The 25,092-nt window shown below is 28.4% G+C and carries 25 protein-coding genes; 9 read left to right on the forward strand and 16 right to left on the reverse strand.

Annotated features, from left to right (window positions below):
• The first annotated feature begins 1 nt into the window (after position 1).
• Together QZ306_RS00790 and QZ306_RS00795 are read left to right on the forward strand one after the other, a co-directional pair.
• Positions 2 to 586 carry a phosphoglycerate mutase family protein gene (locus tag QZ306_RS00790; protein ID WP_295159705.1) on the forward strand — a complete coding sequence of 195 codons (585 nt, stop codon included), beginning with the start codon at positions 2 to 4 and terminating at the stop codon, positions 584 to 586.
• A 121-nt stretch (positions 587 to 707) separates the two neighbouring features.
• Entirely contained in the window at positions 708 to 2,261 is a 1,554-nt protein-coding gene (locus QZ306_RS00795) for a hypothetical protein (RefSeq protein WP_295159707.1), read from the forward strand.
• Between the two features lies 1 nt (position 2,262).
• Here QZ306_RS00795 and QZ306_RS00800 read toward each other — a convergent pair whose 3' ends face one another.
• Positions 2,263 to 3,099 carry a glycosyltransferase family 2 protein gene (locus QZ306_RS00800; protein ID WP_295159710.1) on the reverse strand — a complete coding sequence of 279 codons (837 nt, stop codon included), beginning with the start codon at positions 3,097 to 3,099 and terminating at the stop codon, positions 2,263 to 2,265.
• Positions 3,100 to 3,217: 118 nt separating this feature from the next.
• A complete protein-coding gene (locus QZ306_RS00805; RefSeq protein WP_295159712.1) occupies positions 3,218 to 3,775 on the reverse strand; it encodes a hypothetical protein in 558 nt (185 codons plus the stop codon).
• Between the two features lie 194 nt (positions 3,776 to 3,969).
• On the opposite strand from QZ306_RS00805, the gene kdsA reads away from it, so the two are divergent.
• From kdsA to QZ306_RS00820, 3 genes are read left to right on the forward strand one after another with little or no spacing between them, the layout of a single operon-like run.
• The gene (gene kdsA / locus QZ306_RS00810) at positions 3,970 to 4,785 is read left to right on the forward strand and encodes a 3-deoxy-8-phosphooctulonate synthase (protein WP_295159715.1); all 816 of its coding nucleotides are present in this window, start codon (positions 3,970 to 3,972) and stop codon (positions 4,783 to 4,785) included.
• A 37-nt stretch (positions 4,786 to 4,822) separates the two neighbouring features.
• Complete coding sequence (locus QZ306_RS00815; protein WP_295159720.1) at positions 4,823 to 5,503, forward strand: spore coat protein; 681 nt, start codon at positions 4,823 to 4,825, stop codon at positions 5,501 to 5,503.
• Entirely contained in the window at positions 5,493 to 5,867 is a 375-nt protein-coding gene (locus tag QZ306_RS00820) for a GIY-YIG nuclease family protein (protein WP_295159723.1), read from the forward strand. Before QZ306_RS00815 ends, QZ306_RS00820 begins: the two co-directional genes overlap by 11 nt.
• A gap of 109 nt (positions 5,868 to 5,976) precedes the next feature.
• Here QZ306_RS00820 and QZ306_RS00825 read toward each other — a convergent pair whose 3' ends face one another.
• Together QZ306_RS00825 and QZ306_RS00830 are read right to left on the reverse strand one after the other, a co-directional pair.
• Positions 5,977 to 6,189, reverse strand: a complete 213-nt coding sequence (locus QZ306_RS00825) for a (2Fe-2S)-binding protein (protein ID WP_295159726.1) — start codon at positions 6,187 to 6,189, stop codon at positions 5,977 to 5,979.
• A 70-nt stretch (positions 6,190 to 6,259) separates the two neighbouring features.
• Positions 6,260 to 6,790 (reverse strand): HdeD family acid-resistance protein, encoded by a 531-nt coding sequence (locus QZ306_RS00830; RefSeq protein WP_295159729.1) that lies wholly within the window; start codon positions 6,788 to 6,790, stop codon positions 6,260 to 6,262.
• Positions 6,791 to 6,935: 145 nt separating this feature from the next.
• Here QZ306_RS00830 and rsmH point away from each other — a divergent pair, with 145 nt between their 5' ends.
• Together rsmH and QZ306_RS00840 are read left to right on the forward strand one after the other, a co-directional pair.
• Entirely contained in the window at positions 6,936 to 7,850 is a 915-nt protein-coding gene (gene rsmH, locus QZ306_RS00835) for a 16S rRNA (cytosine(1402)-N(4))-methyltransferase RsmH (RefSeq protein WP_295159732.1), read from the forward strand.
• A 2-nt stretch (positions 7,851 to 7,852) separates the two neighbouring features.
• Entirely contained in the window at positions 7,853 to 8,194 is a 342-nt protein-coding gene (locus tag QZ306_RS00840) for a septation ring formation regulator EzrA (protein WP_295159734.1), read from the forward strand.
• 49 nt (positions 8,195 to 8,243) lie between these two features.
• Here the strand turns inward: QZ306_RS00840 and hprK are convergent, their stop codons facing one another.
• The 12 genes from hprK to QZ306_RS00900 all read right to left on the reverse strand — a co-directional run bounded on the left by hprK (position 8,244) and on the right by QZ306_RS00900 (position 22,454).
• Positions 8,244 to 9,200, reverse strand: a complete 957-nt coding sequence (gene hprK, locus QZ306_RS00845) for an HPr(Ser) kinase/phosphatase (RefSeq protein WP_295159737.1) — start codon at positions 9,198 to 9,200, stop codon at positions 8,244 to 8,246.
• Complete coding sequence (locus QZ306_RS00850) at positions 9,200 to 9,664, reverse strand: PTS sugar transporter subunit IIA (RefSeq protein ID WP_295159739.1); 465 nt, start codon at positions 9,662 to 9,664, stop codon at positions 9,200 to 9,202. The genes hprK and QZ306_RS00850 overlap by 1 nt, the downstream gene beginning before the upstream one ends.
• A 32-nt stretch (positions 9,665 to 9,696) precedes the next feature.
• On the reverse strand, positions 9,697 to 10,476 hold the full coding sequence (gene raiA, locus QZ306_RS00855) for a ribosome-associated translation inhibitor RaiA (RefSeq protein ID WP_295159742.1): 780 nt from the start codon (positions 10,474 to 10,476) through the stop codon (positions 9,697 to 9,699).
• Between the two features lie 19 nt (positions 10,477 to 10,495).
• Positions 10,496 to 11,785, reverse strand: coding sequence for an RNA polymerase factor sigma-54 (rpoN, locus tag QZ306_RS00860; protein ID WP_295159745.1), 1,290 nt, complete (start codon positions 11,783 to 11,785; stop codon positions 10,496 to 10,498).
• Positions 11,778 to 15,062, reverse strand: coding sequence for a DUF4132 domain-containing protein (locus tag QZ306_RS00865; RefSeq protein WP_295159748.1), 3,285 nt, complete (start codon positions 15,060 to 15,062; stop codon positions 11,778 to 11,780). The genes rpoN and QZ306_RS00865 overlap by 8 nt, the downstream gene beginning before the upstream one ends.
• A 76-nt stretch (positions 15,063 to 15,138) precedes the next feature.
• Complete coding sequence (locus QZ306_RS00870) at positions 15,139 to 15,975, reverse strand: hypothetical protein (RefSeq protein WP_295159750.1); 837 nt, start codon at positions 15,973 to 15,975, stop codon at positions 15,139 to 15,141.
• Between the two features lie 66 nt (positions 15,976 to 16,041).
• On the reverse strand, positions 16,042 to 16,845 hold the full coding sequence (locus QZ306_RS00875) for an ankyrin repeat domain-containing protein (protein WP_295159753.1): 804 nt from the start codon (positions 16,843 to 16,845) through the stop codon (positions 16,042 to 16,044).
• A gap of 115 nt (positions 16,846 to 16,960) precedes the next feature.
• Entirely contained in the window at positions 16,961 to 17,692 is a 732-nt protein-coding gene (locus tag QZ306_RS00880; RefSeq protein ID WP_295159756.1) for a uracil-DNA glycosylase, read from the reverse strand.
• Positions 17,693 to 17,807: 115 nt separating this feature from the next.
• On the reverse strand, positions 17,808 to 19,589 hold the full coding sequence (gene mutL / locus QZ306_RS00885; protein WP_295159758.1) for a DNA mismatch repair endonuclease MutL: 1,782 nt from the start codon (positions 19,587 to 19,589) through the stop codon (positions 17,808 to 17,810).
• 90 nt (positions 19,590 to 19,679) lie between these two features.
• The gene (locus tag QZ306_RS00890) at positions 19,680 to 21,068 is read right to left on the reverse strand and encodes a short-chain fatty acid transporter (RefSeq protein WP_295159761.1); all 1,389 of its coding nucleotides are present in this window, start codon (positions 21,066 to 21,068) and stop codon (positions 19,680 to 19,682) included.
• Between the two features lie 49 nt (positions 21,069 to 21,117).
• Positions 21,118 to 21,789 (reverse strand): 3-oxoacid CoA-transferase subunit B, encoded by a 672-nt coding sequence (locus QZ306_RS00895; protein ID WP_295159763.1) that lies wholly within the window; start codon positions 21,787 to 21,789, stop codon positions 21,118 to 21,120.
• Positions 21,790 to 21,806: 17 nt separating this feature from the next.
• Positions 21,807 to 22,454 carry a CoA transferase subunit A gene (locus tag QZ306_RS00900; RefSeq protein WP_295159765.1) on the reverse strand — a complete coding sequence of 216 codons (648 nt, stop codon included), beginning with the start codon at positions 22,452 to 22,454 and terminating at the stop codon, positions 21,807 to 21,809.
• Positions 22,455 to 22,866: 412 nt separating this feature from the next.
• Here QZ306_RS00900 and QZ306_RS00905 point away from each other — a divergent pair, with 412 nt between their 5' ends.
• Together QZ306_RS00905 and QZ306_RS00910 are read left to right on the forward strand one after the other, a co-directional pair.
• Positions 22,867 to 24,054: an acetyl-CoA C-acetyltransferase gene (locus QZ306_RS00905; protein ID WP_295159768.1), complete on the forward strand. Its 1,188-nt coding sequence runs from the start codon at positions 22,867 to 22,869 to the stop codon at positions 24,052 to 24,054.
• Between the two features lie 246 nt (positions 24,055 to 24,300).
• Complete coding sequence (locus tag QZ306_RS00910) at positions 24,301 to 25,077, forward strand: enoyl-CoA hydratase-related protein (RefSeq protein ID WP_295159771.1); 777 nt, start codon at positions 24,301 to 24,303, stop codon at positions 25,075 to 25,077.
• Positions 25,078 to 25,092 lie beyond the last annotated feature (15 nt).

A 25,092-nucleotide genomic window follows, 5' to 3' on the forward strand; every position in this document is an offset into this window, starting at 1 on the left:
TATGCATATAATTAAAGAGACAGCCCAAAATAATAAAAAAAAAGCTTTAGCAATCATAGAAGAGCTTAATATTTACAATGCTTTTAAAAATATTGGGGCAAGAGTAAATCTGATAGGTTCTTTGAAGATGGGGCTTTTAATGAAAAATAAAGATATAGATTTTCATGTATATACTTTTCCTATTGATATTCAAAAAAGTTTTTCGGCGGTATCAAATATAGCTTTAAATAAAAAAATAGAAAAGGTATCATATAATAATTTAATAGATACTGAAGAGCATTGCATAGAATGGCATTTATTTTATAAAGATTATGATATGAATGATATTTGGCAGATAGATATAATACATATATTGCAGGGTTCTTATTATGACGGATATTTTGAAAAAGTTGCAGATGATATAATAGGTATGCTTAACGAAGAAAAAAGAAATATAATATTAAAACTTAAATATGAAACTCCTGATAATATGAAAATAGCATCAATGGAATATTACAAGGCTGTATTAAAACATAATATCAGTACATTTGATGAGTTTATAAAATGGAGGGATAAGCAAAACTTTAAATGCATAATAGATTTTTAAATATATGATTGCTGTAATCTATAATATATTTTTTATATGAAAAATTATTAAATATATAAAAAATATAGTTTTAATATTTAATAAAGTGAAGTATAATATATCGTGATTACTTGGACTATTTATGAATAATAAAAAAATTACGGCTAATATATCAATACTGCTTTTAATCATATCCGTCTGCCTGACTGTTTTCACAAGGATTTATTCTTTTCCTAAGGCAGGAACGGATTTTATAGATTTTCTTACTCATTTTTATGATATGAAAAAGCATTATGACAATAACACAATTCCTAAAGTAGGCGCCAGATTTCAAATGGGACCATTAACTCAGGAAATAGCTCCCCGTGTTCCCGGAGGTTTTTTCTATCTGTATTATTTAATATGCTATAAATTAGCCGATGAAAATATAGAATTGGCAAGGGTATTTAATTTTATTACAATGTTTCTGCCTGCAGTTATATTTTTGTTATGGGTTTATAAGAGATTCGGACTTTCCGTAATGTCTGTATTATCAGTATTAACATTATTTAATATATATTTTGTATATACCAATAATATATTTTATAATCCTAATATAACGCTTTCTTTCTCTTTTCTTCTTATACCTCTGCTTGGAGAATATATTGCGGGAGATAAACCGTATATTCCTGCTATTATGTTTTTTCCTTTGCTTGCCTTGATGGGACAGGCGCATTTTGCAGTTTACTATGGTATTGTTCCTGTAATAATTGTATATCTTATTATAAGATACGGATATACTGTCAGAAATATCAAGGCTATTTCTGCGGGTGTTATTTTAGCATTTTTAACATATTTGCCTTATTTGGTATATGAAATAAGAAACGGTTTTTATAATACAAATAAGATGATTAATTTTTCATCAAAAAGCGATTTAAGGCATGTATTTCCTTTTCCTCAGGTGCATTCTTTACTGATGTTTCCTACTAATGAGTTTTCAGTAATGTATCATGCAAATAATTTTAAAAAAATAATGAGTTTTTATTTAAATGATAATCCTTTTTATATATTTACATTAGCCGTACTTATAATATCTGTAATAATTGTATTTGCAGCTTTTTTATATTCTGTTATAGATCTTTTTAAAAATAAACATTTAAGATTTGATTCAAAAAATAATGATAAATCGCTGATGCTTATAAAAGAATTGATGCTAATATATTTATTATATTTTCCCGTAACCATAGCTGTAACATTTTTATTCAGAGGAATATCTGGTCAGTTTAGATACCATTTCGGGGCTTTTGCATTATCTTTCATACCTATGATTTATTTATTATATAATTTAAATATTAATTTAAAATATAAATATATTAATTACATTTCAATATTTTATATACTGAGTGCATTGGCTATGACTTTTAATATAATTATATTTTATAAAAATTATCAGGAGCCTTATAAATGGAAAAGCTATATTGATACCGTTCGAAATATATCTGATGATGCGGCGGGAGAACAATTTATTATAGAGAATGGTTCTCATAGTTTTAGTTTGATGGGATTTGTTTACAGTAAAAACGGTTGGAATGAAGCTACTAATAATGCGCATATTATTTATTATTTAGAAAAATCTGAAAATAATACAAATATAATTAATTTGCCTATTGTATCAAGCAATAATATTTATATTGTTTATAAAAAAATACTGCAGTAATTTATTTTTTATTTTTATAAACATTTTCTTTTTTTGATATATTAAATTTTGAAAGTATATAAACTGCGCCTATTAGAAATCTTATAAAATACATTGATATTGAGTAAATAGGGCGGGATAATAATTTTTTATATTTTCCGTTTTCTATGTACACACCTATATATCTGTAGAATATACCGAATTGTTTTTTAGCGGTTTCATCATGTCCCCATTTTTTGAAGTAGTTATCAAAGTTTGATGCATAATAGCTTTTTTTTATGATGTATTCTTTTAATGTATGATTTTCATGATGATATAGCGGAGATTTTATTATGGATACTTCTCCGATATGTCTTATCCGTCTGTCAATATCCCAATCTTCAGTGCCGTTTAAACTTAAATCAAAGCCTCCTATTTGCATAAAGCTTTCTCTTCTGAAAAACCTTACAGCATCTATTACAGTGGCATCATAAAAAGAACGTTCAAAGCTTCTTACTCTGTTAAAAAAACTGCTTCCGTATATTTTCTCAGGTATATATACAGCTTTCACATTTTTATTATTTTCAAAAATCTCCAAGCATTCTGTAATAACATTTTCAGATAAAGTCATATCAACATCTAAGAATCCTATTATTTCTCCGCCTGAGATTTCAGCTCCGTAGTTTCTCTGAGCCGAGCGTTCAGGACCTTTTATAAAAGTTTTTACTCCTAATGATTTTGCTATCTCTACAGTTTTATCGTCTGAGTTATTGTCTACTAATATTATTTCGGTATCTTTATAATTTGAATCTTTTACGGCATTGATGCAATTCTCTATAAAATTTTCAGAGTTCTTTGTTGTTATTATTATGCTTACCATTTATTTTAATTGTCTAAAGATATTTATTTATGATTAAAAAAATTAATATATAAGTTTTTTTATATATTATGAAAATAAAAAACAAGAGGTATGCCTGCCCCTTGTTTTTTATAAATAATTAATTGTTTTTAGCTCTCCAAGTTTCTTTTTCAAACTCACCTTGTATAGGTATCAGAGATTCGTCTAAATCTATTTTTAATACCGCATTAAAATTATTAGTGGCCATCATCTGAGCTGCAAATCCCACTATTACAACTATTTCACAGTCGCTGAAATGTTTTTTAAGATTATTCATAAGCTCATCGGTTACTCCGTTAGGATCTTTTACCATCTGCATGCCTAATTGCGATAATAATTGTTCTTTTTCATCTAATTTAAGATTTTTAGGATCATCTCCTATTGCTTTTAAATCTCTTATAAAAAATAATGAGCAAAGCATACAGCCGTTAGTTGTGGATACGGAATGAGCCAGTATCATAGCGGCTCTTTTTCCTACAACTTCGGCTAATCTTTCAAAAGAAATATACCACCCCATAAATGCTTCATAAGTGGCATAATCGTTTAATAATGCTTTTTTCATATTTGTAACACTTCCGCTTTTTTTTAATTGATAATCGAAAGCCTCTTTTACTTTACCCTGAGCTTCTTCATATTCCATAAATTTAACTCTAGACATAATTAAATACTCCATTTTTTAATTAACACTAATATTTAAATATATAATGATTTCTAAAAATAAATAATGTTTAATTCAGTATAACATATATTATTAATAATATAAATACTTTATTCAGTAAAAAATATTTATTTTATTGACTTTAAGTATTAATATTATATTATATCATTTATAATTATTTTAAGGATAATATAATGATTTTTGATTATAAAGGCATAACTAATAAAAATAAAGATTTGATATTTGTTGCAGGTCCATGTGTTATAGAAAGCGAGGATATGACAATGTCTATAGCAAAGAAACTTAAAGAAATAAAAGATAAATTAAATATACAGCTTGTATTAAAAGGCAGTTTTGATAAAGCAAACAGAACATCTATTTCATCTTTCAGAGGCTTGGGAATTAAAGACGGATTAGCCATACTTAAAAATGCGGGCAAAGAATTTAGTCTGCCTACTTTGACAGATATACATATTCCGAAAGATGCAGAAGAAGCCGCCGAATATGTTGATTTTCTGCAGATACCTGCTTTTTTATGCAGACAAACAGATATGCTCAGAGCGGCATGCGAAACTGGAAAGGCTGTTAATGTAAAAAAAGGTCAGTTTATAAGCGGATATGACTGCAGATACATAGCTGATAAATGTTCTGATGCTGTTAATGAAAAAAGATTTTTTTTATGCGAAAGGGGTACTATGTTCGGATACGGAAATTTAATTGTTGATATGAAGAATATTGAAATAATGAAAAATTATGCTCCTGTCATGTATGATGCCACGCATTCTCTGCAGATGCCATCCGCCGATAACGGAATATCTGGAGGGGCTAGGGAATTCATACCAGCTTTACTTAAAGCAGCAGTCTCTTTGGGAATAGATGCCGTATTTATGGAAGTGCATCCTAGTCCTGATAAAAGCCCTTCCGATTCGGGTACAATATTTGATTTAAATAAAGCTGAAGAATTATGGTCTCAGATAATAAAAATTAATGCTTTGGTGAAGAATATATAGAATATAATTAATATCTGCTTCCTATAAAATTGAAATTATGAAAAAAATAGTTATTATACTTGCATCAAGACTTGGTTCTACAAGACTTCCTCAAAAGGCATTAAAGAAAATGGCGGATTGCGATACTATGCTTGAACTTATAATTAAAAGATTGAGAAGTTCAAAAAAAGCTCATAATGTTGTAACGGCCACGGAAAATAAATCTTATAATGCCTTTAAGAATATATTTGATAAATTGAAATGCGGATATTTTGTAGGAAGCGAAAATGATGTTCTTGACAGATATACAAAAGCTGCGGAAAAATTTAATGCCGATATTTTAGTTCGCGCTACTGGAGACAATCCTTTAGTGAGTATAAAAGCATTGGATATGATTATTGATTACCATATAGAAAAAAATGCCGATTTAAGTCATTATAATTTGCTTCCATACGGCAGCGGGGTTGAGGTGATAAATTATGATGCTTTGAAATTTGCTAATGATAATTCCGAAGATGCTTTTGAACATGAGCATATAACACAGTATCATTATAGAAATCCTGATAAGTTCAAAATAGAAAATCCAAATGCGGCGGAAAATTTTGCTATGCCTGAACTTAGAACTACAGTTGATACTATGGAAGATTATAATAATGTATGCAGAATTTTTGAAAAATATAATAATGACATATATGTTGATATTGATACTGTAATAAGCGACATAAAAAATGGAAGATAATAAAGTCTGGTATGTTTATATAATACTTTGCGAAGATAATTCATATTATACGGGAATTACAAATAATCTTATAAATAGATTTAATAAGCATTCCAATGGAATTGGGGCTAATTATACTAAAGTTCATAAACCTTTGAGATTTTTATCCGCTTGGAAAGTTGAAAATATTAATATTGCATTGAGTATAGAACATTATATAAAAAGTAAGGATAAAAGTATAAAAATTTTATTTACCGTTAATAACAGGCTTCTTAAAAATTATTATATAAAATATATGAGAACTAAAAAACGCTTCAATTCAAAAATAAGTATCAGAAGCGTAAGTAAAAAAGACATAGATAAAATAAATAGTTCTTTTATGTAGTTAATTATTTTAATAAAAAGCGGTTTTTTATTTATGCTGTACTTCTGCAGGCCTTTAACCTTAAGGCTATGCAGCTTGCAGTAACTTTATTATTGCTGAGTAAAAATTATTATTCCTTTATTCTTATATTTCCAGTCTTCTTGTATTCGGCAAGTAAATCTTTTATATCTCCGCGGCAGCTCCAGCATGTTATTCCTGCTTTAGTTCTATGCATAACATCTTCTAAAGTTTCTAATTTATTGTCTTTTATGGCATTTATAATTTCTTTGTACTTTATATTTTTGCAGAAGCATAAAGTACTTCTTGAAGTTTTTTCAAGCATAAATTTCTCCAGGCTATATTAATAATTTGATGTATTTTAACAGAATTCTCAATAAAATCAATATTTTATTTTATATTTGAAAAAATTTACCGTAGGCAAACCATAACTGAAGCGTTATAATTCCATAAAATATTAATCCCAAACCTAATATTATACTTACATAAATAGTACCCAATATAGGATTAAATGTTAAAATAACACCTGCAATCAAAGTGAGTATTCCGCTTATCATTGAAAGTCCCCATTGATTATATCCGAATTTTTTCAGTTCAATGGAAGATGATATTGCAACAACTCCTCTTACTATAACAAAAAATGCCGCCATATAGGGTATGAAGGCTCCGCTTATTTTTAAATTAGAGACAATAATGATTCCGCATACTGCAGATACTATTCCATCTAATAATATTAAAGTTGAGCCCGATTTATGCCGCATGCTGAAAAAATAAAATATTGAACTTATCCCAGAGAATATTGCCAATAAACCTATTATATATGCTATCATTAAAACCGTTTCTGCAGGATTAAACATTGTGGCTATTCCTGATATTATTAATAATATTCCAAATATTAACCATAAAACTCTTCCTAATTTTCCCATAATATAAATCCTTTTTATAAAAATTTATAATAAATGATAATGAAATACATTAAAAATGTCAATATGAAAATAAATAATTTGAAATATTTTTTTAATAAAATTATACCTAATCAAATTAATTATAATTGTTCCGATAATATCAGTAATGAGCGGAGATGTTAAATTAAATATAGTTCATACTCCTGTTATGATTAAAGAAGTTTTAAGCTTTATTCCTGAAAATGCAAAAATAGCGGTAGATGCTACATTAGGAGAGGGAGGGCATACTAAAGCTATGCTTGATTCAAATCTTGAAGTTCATAGTTTTGAAAGAGATACTGTGATACTTGATATAGCTAAAAGGCGTCTTAAAGATTACAGAGGTTTTCATTATTATCATAATACTTATGATAAAATGACGGAATGTCTTGACAGCAGAGTAATAGGCAATACAGATTTTATGATTTATGATTTAGGAGTATCTTTATTTCATTTTAAAAAAGCAAAAAGAGGTTTTTCTTTTAGAGATGATGCTCTTCTTGATATGAGGCTTGGTATTAATGATAAAAGCGCTTATGATATTATTAACGGATACAGTAAAGAGGAGCTTGAGAGGGTATTTAGAGATTACGGAGAAATTTATAATGCTGAAAAAATGGCAGGAATAATAGTTAGGGAAAGAAGTAAAAGAAAAATAGAAACTTCAAAAGATTTGGAAAATATTATATTTCATAATACCGATAAAAACCATAGATATGGAAAAATTCATCCTGCGACTTTGATTTTTCAGGCAGTAAGAATAGAAGTTAATGATGAGATTAATATATTGGCAAAATCTATATTGAATATACCTAATATACTTAAAAATAAAGGTGTTGTTGTTATAATAAGCTATCATTCTTTGGAAGACAGAATAGTAAAGAGATTTTTTAAAGAAAATGAAAAAACTAAAAATAAAGACGGTATATTTAAACTGCTAAATAATAAAGTTAAACTTCCGACAAGTGAAGAAATAAAATTAAACCCCGCAAGCAGAAGCGCAAAAATGAGGGTGGCTCAGAAATATGATGCTTTGGAGTAAATATGAATAATAAAGATACTGAAAAAATATATAAAGAAAAAAAAACATATTCTATAGGTTCTGTTTTTATTGTTATTGTATTATTTATAATAGTAATAAGTATTTTTACTTTTGCAAGAAATGTTAAAGCTAATGAGATACTTATAGAGATATATAATTTAGACAGAGAAATAGAATATTTAGAGAAAGAGTTGAAAGTATTAAGCGCTGAAGAGGCTGAATATTCTTCTCCGAACAGATTTATAGAAACGGCTATAATAAATGGATTTATATCGGTAAGCGGTGATAATAATGATATATTGTATTTAAAAATAGAAAATAATGATAAAATTAAAGACGATTAATTAAAAATATACTTAAATTTTTATAAAAAATATTATTGGCTTCATACAATTATCTTTTTGAACCTCTTTTCTTTTCTATTTGATCTATCAATGCTTTATCTAATTCTTTAGCGCTGTTATATCCCATTTGCTTTAATCTGAAATTTTTAGCGGCTGTTTCTATAAGAATGCATATATTTCTTCCCGAACGCACAGGTATTTTTTGATAAGGAACATCTGTATTTAATATACTGTATGTTTTATCAAACAATCCCATTCTGTCATATTGCTCATCATCTTTCCAATGCTCAAGCTCTATTATTAAATCTAATCTTTTTTTATCTCTGATAGCACTCATGCCTAAAAGCCTACTTATATCAACAACTCCTATACCTCTTACTTCCATATTATGTCTTATGAATTCATTTGTTCTTCCTATTATTCTTCCGTTTTTTAACTTTTTAAACTCTACTATATCATCGGATATAAGTCTATGACCTTTTGATATAAGCTCTAATGTGGCTTCGCTTTTTCCAACGCCGCTTTTTCCTAGTATTAATACTCCGACACCGAAAACTTCAACAAACCCGCCATGTATGGTGAAAGATTCTAAGAATTCTTCTTCTATAAGAATTTCTATAGCTCTGATAATATCTGATGTTTTTAATTCGCTTATTATAACGCAGATATTATTTTTTTTGGCAATTTCTAAAAATGATTCAGGAGGATTTATATTATAAGTGAATATGCATATGGGTATTTTATAGCTAAGCATTTCCTCTAATACATCTGTTTTTTTTTCTTCATCAAGCGTAATGATATAGTTAGCCTCTCCCTTTCCTAATATTTGTATTCTCTGATATGCAAAATCTTTAAAGTATTTGAATAATACCATACCAGGTCTGTTTATGTCATAACCTGTTATTTCATTTTCCATACCTGTGAATCCTGTTAATCGTCTTATTTTTAAAATGTTATTTTGATTTTCATTAAGTTCAAGGAATTTTTCCACAGTAATTTTAGGCATTATATTTTCATTTCCTCTTTAGCAATAAGCTCCATAATTTCCTCAGGTTTTTCAACATTAATTATTTTTTCTAAAAAATGAGGATTATCTCTAAGTATTTTAGCAATAGCAGTAAGAACTTTTAAATTTTCGCTTGCGGAAGATTTAGGAGCAAGAAGCATAAAAACGGCAAACACCTTTTTCTTATCAACAGATTTATAGTTAATACCATTTTTTATTGTAGCCACGCTGAGAATAATATTTTTCACAGCATCTGTTTTAGCATGCGGTATTGCTATTCCGTTTCCTACTCCCGTACTCATTAATTGTTCTCTGGCTATAATAGCATGTTCTGCATCATTTTTATTTATAAGCAATTTACATTCATCTAATCGCTCAACCATTTTAGAGAGAAAACGTTCTTTATCTGTTTCATGTACATCTATCATTATAGAATCTTTATTTATATAATCTATTAAACTCATTATTGCCTCCAAAACGGTTTTATTACAATAAATTAAATATCAAACATTCTTATTAAAACAAAAGAATTATCGGATTCTTTATACAGAGCTTCCGCTTGTTCGGTTATGCTGCTTATATATACGATGAATTTTTTATCCGAGTTTTCTGTGAGATAGTTTACAGCTTCGCTCACATTATATTCTTTTATTAAATAGTCTTCGCTTTTACCTGCATCTATATTGTTATCGGCAGTTATGCTCACTTCATCTATATTCCAATGCCCTTCATTACTGTTGTATATTTCAAATGTTTTATTGTCATTTCCTCTGAATAAGAATACTGGAAATTTACCTATTTTTATGCTGTATAAATCCTTTCCCTGTTTTATAGGCATATAGGCTAAATACGGCTTTTTATCAGAATTGAAATGCATTAATGCATCCAACTCATCTAAAGGTTTTTCATATATTCCAACGGAGTTAATATAATAGGAGCTGTCATTATTTTCTCCTATCTGCACGCTTTTATCAACAACGGCTCTTTGACTTCTGTCAATATTTTTTTCTTTTGACTTTCTTATTTCCCTCTCTATTTTTTGAAACATAGAATCTATTGCCGCATATAAATCTTTTTCTTTTTCTTTATCATGAAACACTTTTTTTCCGAAGGCAATAGTTCCCTGAACCGTATATTCTCCATGCATATATTCGCAGATAATATTTGCATCTATTATTCTGTCTGCATGTATTTTTATATTTTGCATCTTATTTGCTATATGATCTCTGACATTTTTAGTAATTCTTACATTCTTTCCGATTATATTTTGATGCATAAAATCTCCTTAAATAGTTTTATCTGTTTCTTGATGAAAAAATATTCATACTTTTTCTATATTTAGCCACAGTTCTTCTTGATATATCAATACCTTCGCTTTTTAGTATAAGTCTTATTTTTTCATCGCTTAATTTTGCCTGAGAGTTTTCTATAATTCTTTTTATAATTTCTTTAACGCTTCTAGAACCGAGCCCGCCGTTAATAGCTCTAGAAAAAAAGTATTTTATAGAAAAAGTACCCCAAACAGTGTTAAGATATTTGCCGTTAGATATTCTGCTTATCGTAGATTCGCTTAAATTAACCTCCGAAGACATATCTTTCAATGTTAATGGCTTCATAAACTCTTTTCCGTACTCAAAGAAATCAAGCTGAAATTTAATAAGAGCTTTTCCTATCTTAAGCAGAGTTTTTTTTCTTTCATTTGATGCATTTATGAGGCTTTCAGCTTCTTTCTTTTTTTCTTTTAAAAAGTTTATATTATCTTTATCTATGTCTAATAGTTTAATATATTTTCTGCTAATTTTCAAGGGGGCTATATAGGTTTCATCTGTTTTTACAATCCATACACCGTTTTCTTTAAGTATAAATAATTCTGGCACTATATATTTTACTGAAGATGCATTATATTCTCTTGCAGGGTACGGCTCCAAAGTTTGTATTAGTTTTAAAGCTTTTATTACCATACCTTCTTCTATATTTAAACACGAAGCTATAATATTGTATTTTTTCTTTGACAATTCATCTAAATAGTTTTCTGCTATATTAATTGCCGTATCGTACAGATTTCTGTCAATTTCCCTGCTTTCTTCTTTTTTTATTTTTAATTGTATGGAGAGGCATTCATTAATATTTTTTGCACCTACGCCGTAAGGATCAAATGTTTTTATTATATATACTATATTTTCTATTTTTGTTATATCGGTATTAAGTATATCTGAAAGCTCTGAATATTCAATTGTAAGATATCCGTCTTCATTTATAAAACTGCATATCTGCTCTGCTAATTCTATTTCTTTTTTATCACTGAATGCAATATCTATTTGGCTTTTTAAATGAGAGAATAAACTTTCCTTGCCGTTTTCTATTGTATTTTCTATTACGGAATTAATATCTCCTGAGTACTTTGAATAATTATTATCTTTAAAATCATACTCCAAAAAAGGATTTTCTTCCATTGTCTTTTCTATTTTTTCTTTAAGTTCTGAAGCAGAAGAGGATATTACATCAAGCCAAACTTTAGTCTGATAATTAAGCCTCAGATCATTTTTAACAGATGTTCTTAATGATAAAGATGTATTGTTAATCATAAAAACCAAGTGATAAATAATAAAATATTGTGCTTATAAATCTTTTTTCTATATAAAAAGGAGAAATTATTTTTCCGAATTTATTATGATTTTCTAATCGGTAGAATTTTATATTATCTATTATAATATCTTCATCATAAATACTGCAGTTAATTTCGCATATTATTTTTAATAAATTATCAGGCATATAATATGATACTTGTTCATTATAATATTCTGTTTTTATATTTAACTCATCTGATAATTTCTGCATATATTCCAATGATAATTTTTGACCTCTTAAGGAAATTACCGAGTTGTCCTCAGCATCATGTTCTTTTAATTCATATCTTTTTATTTTCATTTGTTCTATAGGCTGCTGTATTTCGTATAATTCTAATTGATAATGCCAAGTTTTATAATAGTCTTCATCTGAATCAATAGGGTGATATAATGTTATATAATATTTATTTTGCTTAGGAAGTTCATATAAGTCTTCATCTATGGAAATCAATGATCCGTCTTCCAAGTATCTGAAACAATCTATTAAATTACCGTCTTCATCATAAACTCCCCATACAAATGCAAGCGTAAAATACTGCATAATAGGGTTTTCTACAAATACTTCAAAAAATGTTTCATAATCCCATTTTCTTCCATTGAACATAACTTTTTTTAACTGTTCTTTTTGATATGATATAATAGCTTCCAATGATTTTTTTGTATTAATTAAATCTCTTTTTATCTCTTCTGCTTCCTCATCTCCTTCAGATGCTTCGGGCAATTCTTTTATTATTTTATGATTTGCATTGTCCAATATTTCTAAATATAAATCGCTTAAAAGCTGAAGTGTAAAACTTTGTTTTCCGTAATTTATTATTTTATTTCTCTCCATACTGAAGCCTAAATTGGGTATAACTTTATCAAATAAATTATCAATAGGTATGTTCAGACATTCTGATGCCTTTTTAAAAGACTCTATAGCGGCATTTTTTAATGTTTTATTTTTAGACATATATATAATATTATTTATTATCATCAATGCAAATTTTTTACCGTTCATTGCTATTGCAGTTATTATATACGCCGCCAAAGATGATTTGAAATTATCATGCCAATACTCTATTTTGTCATATAAATTAGCTATCTGATTATAATCCGCATAAATACAGTATGGTATAATAATATTTTTTTTATTTTCATCGCAATCATCATCCGACCAGTATTTGTATATTTTTTCAAATGTATTTCTAACAGAATCTATGTCAAATAGATCTATCATTTTATCTATATCTTTTATCCTGAGCGGCTCTTCAAGAAGCATATACTCCGATAATATATATTTCATAACTTTTACTGGAACTTTTATATTTTTATCATTTCTAAGCAGTACGGAGGATATTAAATTTTCATCTATAAAATATATTAAATTTTCATAATCTTCATCATAATAATCATCTATATACATATTTATATCTTCAAGAGTTTTGAATTTAAATCCTTTTCTATTATAATTCCATTTCTTTATTATATTTTTTAATTCAAATTGAATATCTTTTCTATATGCATGTATGCTGCTTTCAATATAGCCTCTTGAATTATATTCATCTTTTTCTATTAATTCTAATGCGCATTTTGTAATTTCTTTATTTTTTAAATGCAATGTATAGCATAATATTGAATAGTTTGTAAATGCCGCTTTATCTTTTCTGTATAAAAGCTCTAAAAAATCTATTAAAGCATAACTTTTATATGAAGCTGCTTTTAAAAATATTTTATCATTAAACATATCCGTAATATAATCAGGATTTTTATTAACCAATTTTAATATATATTTGGGATTGAATATATAAATAGGGTAGGTGTATAAATAAGTTATGATTAAGTCTTTTAAATCTAAATCATACCCTTGCAAATATTCTAGTATATCCTTTAATTTTATGTTATAGAACTCTTTTTTGTCTTTAATCATTAAAGGTATAGCTAAATTATACGGCAATGCCTTTAATAAAACTCTTACTATTGTTCTAGCCTTTTCATTGTAATCATACATAAGAATTATAATTTTTGCACTGAATACAGCTTCATCAGTTATATTTACGGAAATATTATATTTGTCTATTTTTTTATTTTCTAATAATTCAAATATATTATCAGATTTTATATCATATATTTTTTCAAGTTCTTTTTTAAGATTTTCTATAAAGTAATCTATGCTGTTATTCAGTACAGATATATCGGCATTATCATCTTTCATATTTAAAAGAATGCAGTTTAATATTGTTTTTATTTCTATGATATAAGGTATTTCAACTTCTTTTAGTATGCCTGAAAGCTTATAAAAAGAATCCTTATCATTATTGTATAGATTTTTTATACCTTCAAATATTTTATTAGAGCTCATAATAAGATTAGTATCTAAATATTTTATAAGAAAAATAAAATATTTAGGTATATTAAAGTCCGATAAATCGTATATAAACTCCTCAAAGCTTTTGTTCTCAAATTTTTTACTGAAATTTTTTCTTGTTAAAAAGAACAATCTTATTAAGTATGCAAAATTAATAATTAATTTTTTATTTTCATTTAAAATATTATCTTCAAGAAGTTTTGAAAACATTTCCATTATATTGCCGTTAGTATTTATAATGATAAGAAGAGAAAGAATACTGTCTATATAATTAACTTTTTTTGAATATTCAAGCAGTACATTTATTTTACTGTAATCTCCTTCATATATTTTTACAGTTAATGCCATCATAGCAATTAATATATTATCATTGTATTCTTCAATTACTTCATCTATATTTGACAGGCATATACTTTCAATATAATCTTCAGTCTCTTTAGGAAAATATTTTATGGCATAATAATAATATATAAGTATATGTATCTTGGCATTCATTATTTCATTTGAAACAGGATTAACATTATACGAATGTCTTTTATACTCTCTGTTCCAATTGCTGATTTTTTCAGATGAAATGCATTTTAATAATGCTTCTTTTATATTTAATCCTGATATTATATTTATTATAAGTATTTCAAAAATATATATATTTTCTATATTATGCATAGATATAACTTTGAATAACTTTATTATTCTGTCATTTTCTTTATCATTTGAATATAAGTCTAATAGATTTGAATATATAATATGATTATTTGATATTTTATAATTTATTTCATTCGGATTAAAATTTATATCATTATTTTCACTATAGATGTATTTTTTTATATCTTCCTTATAGGGATGATTTTTAAAAATTTTGTCTATATAACTATATTCAGCATTCATCAGACACCAGCCATAAAGTATATATCGGATACTATATCATATTTTCAAAAAAAATGAATAATAAAAAATAATAAAATTAATCAATTATAAATACAACTTTGCAGTTTTTTATAGCACTTTTGAGGTTCCTGCTGCTCATAATAATGCTTGCATCTTCATTTCCTATAATTAAATCGCTTGAGAATCTTCCCTTTGAACCCCAAGCAACTATATTGTACGGTTTTTCCCCTATTATATTTTCTATATTTTGATTTGTAAGAAAAGAGTTTGTGGAATATTTAATATAACCGTTTGCAGAAGCCGCTTTTTTATTTATATAAGCTATATTATATATTTCGTTTCCGTCTTCATCATATATTGTAGGAAATAATGATGGTATAAATCCTATATTTCTGGCATCTATTACCAAACTGTCATAATCCGTTCCCGTGTCAAAATATGTTACTATAGGTTCGGGTTTATATATATTTATATTATTTATCAAATCAGACATAAGATCATTTGTTGTTATATCCAATGCCATAATAACTTTTACGCTTGTTCTTGTAGGATATGATATCCCTACCAATCTTGAATTATTCATATAGCTTACTACTTTTTCTTTTAACGGTATATTATCTTCCATAATGTTATATATAGTGTCTTCGCTGTTTATAGGTATATTTCCAAGCGTATCATATAATGTTTTAATAGTCTCTTCTTCTGCTTGCTGCTGAAGTATTAATAAAGCCTCAGGATGCAGACGGGTATCCGTTAAAAAATCTGCCGTAGCATCTGCATATATTGTATAAGTAGTATAATCAACTCTGCCTTCTCCAGTATTTACCAATATATTATTATTAGTTATAGAAATATACTGAGGAAAAAGAAGCATATTTATAGTAATAAATAGTATAATAATCTTTATATTCATAGAAACTCCGATATACTGTAAATATTCTCGGTTTATAAAAAAAATACTTAAAGATATTTTTATTAGTTAATTTCTTTTTTCTAATTTTTGTAAGTAATTTGATACATTTATATATCCGTTATATTTCATAACTTCATAAGCTTTTAACCCTATTGAATTTACCTCTGTATAGTTTATTTCATTATATATAAGGTATCTGGCTATATCTATTTTTGTGGCATAAAATACTGCGTTTTGCCCAAAATCATCTTTTTCATTTATATTAACTTTTAAATTTTCTATTAAATATTTTATCATAAGCAGATGTTCATTTTCAACTGCATATATCAGAATAGTTTTTCCTAAAATATCTTTTTTATTTATATCTGCATTATTTTTTATAAGAAGTTTTACGGAATATATATCTCCGTATCCGCATGCATAATGAAGAGCAGTTTTTCCTTTATTATCCGAGTTGTTTATATCGGCATTATTATTTATAAGCAGGTTCATTATATAGGGGTACTGAGCAGATAATATTAAAGCATTTTCCCCATTATTGTTTGTAATATTAATATCTGCTTTTTTTTCAATTAAATAGTCTGCTAAATCATAATAGCCTATAGAAACGGATTCCATTAATAATGTATTTCCGTTTTGATTTTTTATATTTATATCTCCGTTATTTTCAAGATATTTATCAATTTTTTCTATGATGCTGATTAATTTATTATCATAGCTTATATAATCAAATATGGTAGTTTTTTTAGGTATGTTGGAATTTTTTATTTCTGTATAGTATGTATAATCCGTATTATATCTAATATCAGTAAATGCGCCCGCTTTTAAGCTGCCGTATATTATTAATATTAATATAAAATACTTTTTCAAATACTTCTCCTGTGATTTTATCACTGCTGCTATACTCTGTCTTCTTTGTCAGCTATAATCAATTTCAGCTTCCTCATTTCGCTTTTATTATCAGTTATAAATTCGCTTATAATACTTAAGAATTATTATTTATGCTTTCTAATTCTCTCAGCATAAACTCCAAATCTGATATAACTTTTGCTTCTTCTTTTAGATTTCTAAGCACATAAGCGGGATGATAAGTTGCTATTACAGGCACATCTTTACCATTATTATTATAATAATGAACTTTATTTCTGGCTTTCCCGAATGGTGTTTTTAAATCAAAATTTATTAAATTTCCAAATCCATGCCTTCCTAAAGCGCATATTATTTTCGGATTAAGTATTTGGAGTTGTCTTACAAAGAAATCTCTGCAGTTTGATTTTTCTTCGGGTGCGGGATCTCTGTTTTCAGGAGGTCTGCATTTTAAAGCATTCATGATATAATATTTTTTTTTATTTATATCAAGTTTTTCTATCCATTTATCAAGTAGTTTTCCGCCTCTTCCTACAAATGGAAGTCCTTGTTTATCTTCATCGACTCCCGGAGCTTCTCCTACAAATACTATATCGGGCTCTTCATTTCCGCGTCCGAATACAGTATTTAATCTGCTGCTGCATAGTGCTTCGCATTTCATGCATTTTGCAACTTCATTATATATTTTTTTTAATTCATCATTTTTTATTTCCGTCATAATCTTACCATCTTTCTTAATATTATTTTTTTTAGGATTTCTTAATATTATTTTTTTATTATGCAGATTGCATACAATATTAGAAAACTTTATTTTATTTTGCTGTAAAAAATAATTTTCTATTTTTTTCATATTTAATAAATCCCAAATATTGTTTTTTATATTATATAATAAAATAATATTTTTTAAAATATTTTGAGCATTAATTTTTTATAATATGCATTTTCTTAATTTTTTTTAAATATTATCACCTAAAAAACTTTTTATCCAAATAATCTTTTGAAAGCCTTAGTACAAAAGGTCTTCCATGCGGGCAGTTTGTAAGTATATTCTCCTCTTCAAGCAAATCTAATAATTTCTGCATATCGCCGTTTGATAGCTTATCTCCTGCTTTCGGAGAATATTTGCATGATATTGTAGAGCATGTATGCTTTATAATTTTTTCTAAATTATTATTGTAGCCTTTGATAATATATATATCCAAAATATCTTTTATTATTTTTTCAATTTTATTATTTTTAGGTATGTATATAGGTATTTCCTCTATTATAATACTATGTTTTGAATTAGCTTCAAATTTTATTCCTATAGATTCTATTGATTCCTTTGAAGCATTTAAAATATCTATTTCATAATCTCTGTATTCTATTTCGCATGGTATAAGAAGTTTTTCATATTCTATTTTTTCAGATATAAGAGTTTTATATATTCTTTCATAATTGAGCCTTTCATAAGCGGCATGCTGATCTATTATATACATTTCATTTCTGCATTCGGCTATTATGTATGATGAAAATATCTGTCCTATTGCTCTTGTATATTCTCCGAACTCTGTATTGTCATGTATGCTGTAATGATTTTTATATAAATTTATTTCTTCTCTGTCTTTAATATTTTCATAACTGATTATATCTTTTACACTGTATTGATTATTGACATAATTATTATACTTTGATTCATTGTCAGCATTATTTCCGCTTTGAATTGGAAAAGTGTTTGTAATGTCAGTTTCTATATTAACGGCTTCAAAAGTATTTACTGCATTTATATTTTTTACTATTGCATTATAGAGCATTCCAGATATTTCTCTTTCATTTTTTATTCTTACCTCTTTTTTGCTTGGGTGTACATTAACATCTATTTTACTGCCGTCAATATTTATATATAAAAAGAAAAATGGATATCTGTCTTTAGGTATTGTATTTGAGTATGCATTTTTTACGGCATAAGAAATAACTCTGTTTTCTATAGGTCTGTTATTTAAAAATATAAAGTTATTTTTTCTTACGGATTGGCTTATTTTAGAACTTGAAAACAGTCCGTAAATTAATATATCGTCTTTTTTTATTTCGATTTCTATTAAATTTCTGAATATATTTTCATCAGATAAATAGCTTTCAATTCTTTCTTTTATGCTATCAGTTTTAATATATGAAATTACTGTTTTACCATTATTTTTTAATTTCATAGCAATTTTAGGCTGTACTAAAGCTTCCGTATCAAATACTTCTTTTACTAAAAAAAACTCCCTTGAAATATGCTTTAAAAACTTATATCTGGCAGGTATATTGAAGAATAAATTTTTAGCTATAATTTTTGTACCCTGCGGTGCAGCTGCTGGCTTATGTTCTATTATTTTACCCGCTTCCGATATTATTTTTCCGCCGCTATTTTCTTCTATGTTCTTAGAAACTATTTCTAAATTTGTAACATCAGATATTGATGCCAATGCTTCTCCTCTAAAGCCTAAAGTATATATAGAATCCAAATCTTCTATTGAATGTATTTTACTTGTAGCATGATGCATTATGGCAAGAGGCAGTTCTTCAAATCTGATTCCTCTGCCGTTATCTTCTACAATCATAGATTTTATTCCTGCTTCCTCTATATATACTTTTATATTGTCGGCCCCTGAATCGACGGCATTTTCGAGAAGTTCTTTGAGCATAGAAGCGGGTCTTTCTATAACTTCTCCTGCTGCTATGCGGTTTGCGACAGAATCAGGAAGTTTTGTTATTATATTATTCATATAGTGCATTATATATGAATTTAAAAAAAATAACAGATTAGAATAAATAAATTCTAATCTGTTTATTTTATTTTTTATATATTCTTTAATTTAAGACGGAAACGGTATCAGCAATCCTGCTGTTATTATTATACCGACTACTACTAAAACTATTAAAGTATATCCCATTATGTCTTTAGCTCCAAGCTTAGCTATACCAAGTGCAGGAAGAGCCCAGAAAGGCTGTATCATATTTGTCCAGCTGTCTCCGTAAGCTATTGCCATAGCAGCTTTGGCAGGATCAACTCCTATTTTGGCAGCAGCAGGCATCATTATAGGACCTTGAACTGCCCATTGTCCGCCTCCTGACGGAACGAAGAAATTTACTATGCCTCCGCTTAGGAAAGTAAATAATGGGAAGGTAGTTTTAGTTGAAATGTTTACAAACACATTACTTAATTCCATAGCAAGAGAAGTTCCTGTCTGAGCAGATACTCCTGTCATAAGTCCCATAATTCCTGCATAAAGAGGAAACTGCAGTACTATACCTGCGGCTCCTCTTGTTGCTTCCGAAAATGCATTAAGCAAACTTCTAGGTGTTTTATGAAGCAGTATTCCAAGCATTAGGAATATTAGATTTACAATATTCAAATTCAAATCCAATTTTCCTGAAGATACAAAATAATATATTATATATATAAAACCTAAAACAGATAATATTAAGTTTATAACTATGCTGTTTTCTATTTTTTCCGCAGGAGTCATTTTAGCAAAATCTTCTTTTGTAACTTTCTTAACTTCAACTTCCTCAAATAATTTAGGATCTACTGATATAATATCTTCTTCTCTTTTAGGATGCATTAGAGCATTTATTATAGGAAGTACAATAAAAGTTGCCAATACTATAAATAAATTATATCCTGAAAATAAAGTCTGACCTACAGGAACTGCTGCTGATAATGATCCGCCTGTAGCTTTTAAATCTCCTCCTGCCAAAGTTAATGGAATGGATCCTGAAAAACCCGCATGCCATAAAACGAATCCTGAATAAGCGGAAGCTATTAAAAGTCTGTAGTCTATCTTCTGCGTTTTTTTTGCTATTTCCTTAGCATAAATTGCACCGATAACAAGTCCGAATCCCCAGTTTAATATACAAGCTATGTATGAAATTATAGTAACGAATACTATTCCCTGTGTAGGAGTTTTAGGTAAATCTGATAAACTATCCAGTAATTTTCTAAACGGAGGAGCTAAAGCCAAAGTATGACCTGTAACCAGCACCAAAACCATCTGCATACTGAAAGCTAAAAGCGACCAAATACCGCCTCCCCAATGTTTTACGGCAGCAATAAAAGACTGCTTAGTTACAAAAATTACAGCTATAAATACTATGAAAGTTAATATAGCCGCAAAAATATAGGCATCAGGTAAAAACTTCTGCATAACCTGCGTGGAAGCATGGGCTATGCTTTCCAGAAAACCTCTTCTTTTTTTTTCCATAAAAAATACTCCTAATTATAAATTTATTTAGATACTATATATTCATACTTTACAGAACATCTACTTTTTTTAAGTTTTCAGATATAATAAGTTCAGCTTCAGTATTAGCCTGTATATCTTCAACACTGGAAGTAGAAAATATTTCCACCAATTCTATGCCTTTATCGGTAATATTCATAACACCTTTTTCAGTTATAATTTTATTCACTTGATTTTTAGCAGTTAGAGGAAGTGTGCAGTTTTTAAGTATTTTTTTACTTCCTTTAGCGGTATGCTCCATAGCTACTATAACCGCTTTAGAACCTACCACTAAATCCATAGCTCCGCCCATACCCGGAACCATTTTGCCAGGAACCATCCAATTTGCCAAATTGCCTTTTTCATCAACTTCCAAAGCTCCAAGCACGGTAACATTAACATGTCCTCCTCTTATTACAGTGAAGGACATAGAACTGTCAAAAAATACTCCACCGTTTTTTACCGTTACGAATCCCCCTCCTGCATTTGTAATATTAGGATTTTCTTTTCCTTTTTCAGGAGCAGGTCCCATACCAAGCATTCCGTTTTCAGACTGCAGTATAATATTTATATCTTTAGGTATATAATTTGCAACTTCGGTCGGCAAGCCTATACCTAAATTAACAACATCTCCATCTTTTAATTCTTTGGCAACTCTTTTTGCTATAATTTCTCTAATTTTTTCTTTGCTTAATTCTGCCATTTTAATACTCCTTAAAATTATTCAGCCTTAACTATGTAATTTACAAATATAGATGGAACTATTATGTTATTAGGGTCTAAACAGCCATCTACTATTTCCTTTACCTCTGCAATAGTTGTTTTGCATGCCATAGCCATAAGAGGGTTAAAGTTTCTGGTAGTGCCTTTATAAGCTAAATTACCGTATTTATCGGCATAGTCCGCATATATCAACGCCACATCTCCATGTATAGCTTCTTCAAGTATATATTCTTTGCCTTGAACTTTTACTATCTGCTTGTTTTCCTGAACTATAGTGCCAAGTCCTGTAGGAGTCAAAATGCCACCTAATCCTGCTCCTGCAGCTCTTATACATTCAGCCAAACTTCCCTGAGGCATTAATACAACTTCCATTTCCTTATTGTTCATTTGTTTTCCTGTTTCAGGATTTGTTCCTATATGAGAAGCTATAACCTTTGAAATTTGCTTATTAACAACCAATTTTCCGCATCCTCTGTCAGGAAAAGCTGTGTCATTAGATATTAAAGTTAGATTTTTTACACTTTTTGTAGCCAGCATATCTATAATCGAATTAGCCGAACCGCATGCTAAAAAGCCTCCAACCATTACTTTCAAGCCGTCTTTAATAAAACTGCAAGCTTCTTCTTTTGAAATTATTTTAGCCATATTAAAATATCCTTGATTTTTATTTTTTTAGAGTGAAAAACTCTTATTAAAAACATCATGTATCTTGAGCTTTAAGGTGTAAATTTAATTTATTTTGTCAATATTTTAGAAAAGTACTTACATCCATTTGAAATTATTTAATTTTATAGCTTCAATATACCCAATATTACAGATGTATCTAAAAATATTATATTTGTATTTTTTAGTATATACAAAATAATTGTTTTGTCAATAAAAGTATTTATCAAATTTATTTTTAATTATTTTTTAATGATCATAAACATAATAAATATCTGTAATAAAAAATTATTAATTTAATTGAATTTGAAAAAAAAATGTACTATACTGAAGACAACGCACTAATATTGTAAATAAAAATGCGGGAAAATTAATAATTCTTTGGAGATTAAGTATGTCTAGAAAAATAGTAATAGCAAGTGCTTGCCGTACAGCAATAGGCAGCATGGGAGGAGCTTTAAGTACGGTTTCTACTGCCGAATTAGGATCAATAGTTATAAAAGAAGCTTTAAACAGAGCTAAAGTTGCGCCGAATCAGGTTGATATGGTATATATGGGCTGTGTTATACAAGCTTCATTAGGACAGAATGTTGCTCGTCAATGTTCTATAAAAGCAGGATTGCCTGTTGAAGTTCCTGCTATGACAATCAATGTTGTATGCGGCTCAGGTCTTGATGCCGTAAATATGGCTGCTAATATGATAGCTTCAGGAAATGCTGATATAGTTGTTGCAGGCGGTACAGAAAATATGTCTTCAGCACCTTATGCACTTAAAAAAGCCCGCTACGGCTATAGAATGGGTAATGATACTATAATGGATACTATGGTTAATGATGCTCTTTGGGATGCATTTAACAACTATCATATGGGTATAACAGCAGAAAATGTTTGCGATGATTGGAAACTTACAAGAGAAGAGTTAGATGCATTCGCCGCTAATTCTCAGCAGAAAGCTGTTAAAGCTCAGGAAGCAGGCGCTTTCAAGAAAGAGATAGTTCCTGTTACAGTAAAAAATAAAAAAGGCGATATAATTGTAGATAAAGATGAAGGACCTAGAGCAGGTATTACAGCAGAATCTTTAGCTAAATTAAAACCAGCATTCAAGCCAGACGGAGGAAGAGTAACTGCAGGTAATTCTTCAAGCATTAATGACGGAGCAGCTGCTGTAGTAGTAATGAGCGAAGAAAAAGCTAAAGAATTAGGAATTAAGCCTATGGCTACTTGGATTGCGGGCGGTTTGGCCGGCGTTGAGCCTAGAATTATGGGTGTAGGACCAGTTGCGGCAGTTAAAAAATTAATGGCTAAAACAGGATTAAAAATTACAGATTTTGATATTATCGAATCTAACGAAGCTTTTGCTGCTCAGTCAGTTGCTGTCGGCAAAGAATTAGGCATAGATGTAGAAAAACAGCTTAACCCTAACGGAGGTGCTATATCTTTAGGACACCCAGTAGGTGCTTCAGGATGCCGAATTTTAGTTACTTTGCTTCATGAAATGGAAGCTAAAAATGCAAAAAGAGGTCTTGCCACACTTTGCATAGGCGGAGGTATGGGCTGCGCTACTATAGTAGAAAGAGAGTAGTATATACATTAAAAAATAGTGTTATGAGTTTGATTGTTTAATAATGATTTAACTTTTTAATGAGGTTGTTAAATAATATAGCCTTTGTATTTAATACAAAGGCTATAATATATAATTATTGATGATTTTTTATTTTATGATTAAGAATTGATATTTGATATAATTTTTTATAAAATAAATAGTACGAAATAATTGTATTTAACTGTTATCTCAGCTAAGTTTTTATATTTAATTAAGGAGAAATAGATGGAATTCATTAAATATGAAGAGAAGGGCATGATAGGTATTATTACTATCAGCAGAGAAAAAGCTCTTAATGCCTTAAATTCTCAAGTTTTAGATGAAATAGAAAAAACTTTTGATGCTGTAAATCTTGATGCTATAAGATGTTTAATATTAACTGGAGCAGGCGATAAATCTTTTGTTGCAGGTGCTGATATAGCTGAGATGAGCACAATAAATAAATCACAGGGAGAAGCTTTCGGTAAGAAAGGCAATGATGTATTCAGAAAAATAGAAACTTTTCCTATTCCTGTAATAGCGGCTATTAATGGTTTTGCTTTGGGCGGAGGATGTGAAATAGCTATGAGCTGCGATATCCGTATTTGTTCCGATAATGCTATGTTTGGTCAGCCCGAAGTTGGGCTTGGAATTACTCCTGGTTTCGGAGGTACTCAAAGACTTCCTAGAATAGTGGGAGTTGGAATGGCTAAGCAGATGATTTATTCGGCTAAAAATATTAAAGCTGATGAAGCATTAAGAATAGGTCTTGTTAATGCCGTTTATACTCAATCGGAACTTATGGCTCAAGCTGAAAAATTGGCTAATTCTATAGCTTCTGCTGCTCCTATAGCTGTTAGAAATAGTAAAAAGGCTATTAATGACGGATTACAAACTGATATGGATAAGGCTATAGTTATAGAAGAAAAATTATTTGGAAACTGTTTTGAAACAGAAGATCAAAAAGAGGGTATGAAGGCTTTCTTGGAAAAAAGAAAAGTAGAAAAATTTATTAATAAATAATATTTTTAAAACTAC

The organism is uncultured Brachyspira sp. (assembly GCF_910588665.1).
Lineage (GTDB): Bacteria > Spirochaetota > Brachyspiria > Brachyspirales > Brachyspiraceae > Brachyspira.